Origin of the sequence: uncultured Henriciella sp. (genome assembly GCF_964005855.1) — a bacterium.
GTDB lineage: Bacteria > Pseudomonadota > Alphaproteobacteria > Caulobacterales > Hyphomonadaceae > Henriciella.
Genome location: NZ_CAXFSW010000042.1, coordinates 1 through 1,886, shown reverse-complemented (window position 1 = coordinate 1,886; position 1,886 = coordinate 1). Strand labels below are relative to the sequence as shown.

Genomic DNA, 1,886 nt, shown 5'->3' with positions numbered 1-1,886 from the left:
AATGCACCCGGCCCCGATATTCCTTGAGACCGACCAGGCGCTCCTGCTGGAGCGGGTGGGAGACTGGCCATTCGCTTTGGTCGTCGCCGTGCATGAGGGCCGCCCGCGCGCCGTTCATACGCCCGTCCTGGCTGGGGCGGACGGGAGTCTGCGCTTCCATCTTGCGAAATCGAACCCGGCGGCAAGGGGCATCACCGAGAGCCGGCACGCCCTCATCGTCTTCTCAGGGCCGCATGATTATATCTCCCCGGACTGGTACGGCATCGATAATCAGGTCCCGACCTGGAACTATCTCTCTGTCGAAGCGGAAGGTCCTGTCAGCCTCGGGGACCACAAGGCTGCAGAGGCATTTCTTGGCGACCTCTCCGGCCATTTCGAACGCGGTCTCGCGCCGAAACCGGCATGGACCATGGAGAAGATGGACCGCGCCGCGCTCGACCGCATGATCGCCGCCATCCAGACCTTCACCCTCACACCCGAGCGGTTTGAAGGCATCACCAAGATCAGTCAGAACAAGCCTGAGGATGTCCGCCAGCGCGCGGGACAGGCCTTGAAAGCCGCCAATGGCGACCCAACCCTTGCGTCCATGATGGAGCGCCAGACATGAACCGTCCGAACGAAGACTTCCTCAGCGCCGCCAAAGACCTGCTCGGCCCATCCGGCTGGAGCGAGGATGCCGACAAACTTGAGGCGGCCGCCTCCCCGTGGCGCGGCAACAATAAAGGGGAAACGCCTTTCCTCGCCATGCCGGGCTCTACAGAAGAGGCTGCAAAACTTGTCAGGCTGTGCGCCGATCATCGCGTGGCGCTGGTCCCCCAGGGGGGCAATACCGGCCTCGTCGACGGGGGCACGCCGCATGGCGAGATCACCGTTTCGATGCGCCGCATGACCAGGGTGCGCAGCGTCGACACGCGCAACAATTCCATGACCATCGAAGCGGGCGCGACCCTCGTCAGCGCCCAGCAGGCCGCAGACGAAGCGGGCCGTTTCTTTCCGCTGTCGCTTGGCTCTGAAGGACAGGCCAGTATTGGCGGGCTCATCTCCACCAATGCCGGCGGCGTGGCCGTGCTTCGCTATGGCATGATGCGCGACCTTATCCTTGGCCTTGAGGTGGTTCTGCCGTCCGGTGAGGTGTGGGACGGGCTGTCGGGGCTTCGAAAGAACAATACCGGCTATGACCTCAAACACCTGTTCGCCGGCGCCGAGGGCACGCTTGGCCTGATCACGGCCGCCACGTTGAAACTCTTTCCGAAGGTTGCGAAAGCGACCGGCTGGGTGACGTGTGAGAGTGCAGCCAAGGTCGTCGACCTTCTGGCGCTCGTGCGCGACCATGCAGGCGACACGGTCACCAGTTTCGAGATCATTCCCGCAAATGCCATCGAGATGGTGAAGGCGGATGTGCCCGATACGCGCGACCCGAACCCCTCAGACCAGCCCTGGCGCGTCCTCGTGGAGGTCTCCATGGCCAGGGAAGATCAGGCGCGTGAGGTCCTGATGGAGGCGCTGGCGGACGGTATGGAGAAGGGGCTCGCCGCCGATGTGCTGATTGCCGAAAGCGGCCAGCAGGCAGAGAGCTTCTGGCATATCCGTGAGACGATTCCGCTGTCCAAGCGCGCCTATGGCACAGCCCTAAATCACGATGTCGCCGTGCCCGTTTCGGCGATTCCGGACTTCCTCACAGCCACCGAGGCAGAGATCCAGAAGCTCGTTCCGGAAGCGGAAATCGTGGCCTTCGGTCATGTCGGCGACGGCAATCTGCACTATTCGGCCTGCTCACCCAAGACCCCTGAAAGTACGGCGCTTTCTGACAAGGCGGGCGAGGTCACCCGCATCGTTCATGCCCAGGCGATGAAGTTCGGTGGGTCGATCAGTGCCGAGCATGGGGT

General features: G+C 63.2%; 2 protein-coding genes. Both read left to right on the top strand.

The window, feature by feature from the left end; translation table 11 throughout:
• Positions 1-607 (top strand): FMN-binding negative transcriptional regulator (locus ABNU55_RS15660; RefSeq protein WP_290750839.1); only part of this gene is annotated, 607 nt, incomplete at its 5' end.
• The coding region (locus ABNU55_RS15655) for an FAD-binding oxidoreductase (protein WP_348764592.1) at positions 604-1,886 on the top strand (1,283 nt) is incomplete at its 3' end. The genes ABNU55_RS15660 and ABNU55_RS15655, both read left to right, overlap by 4 nt.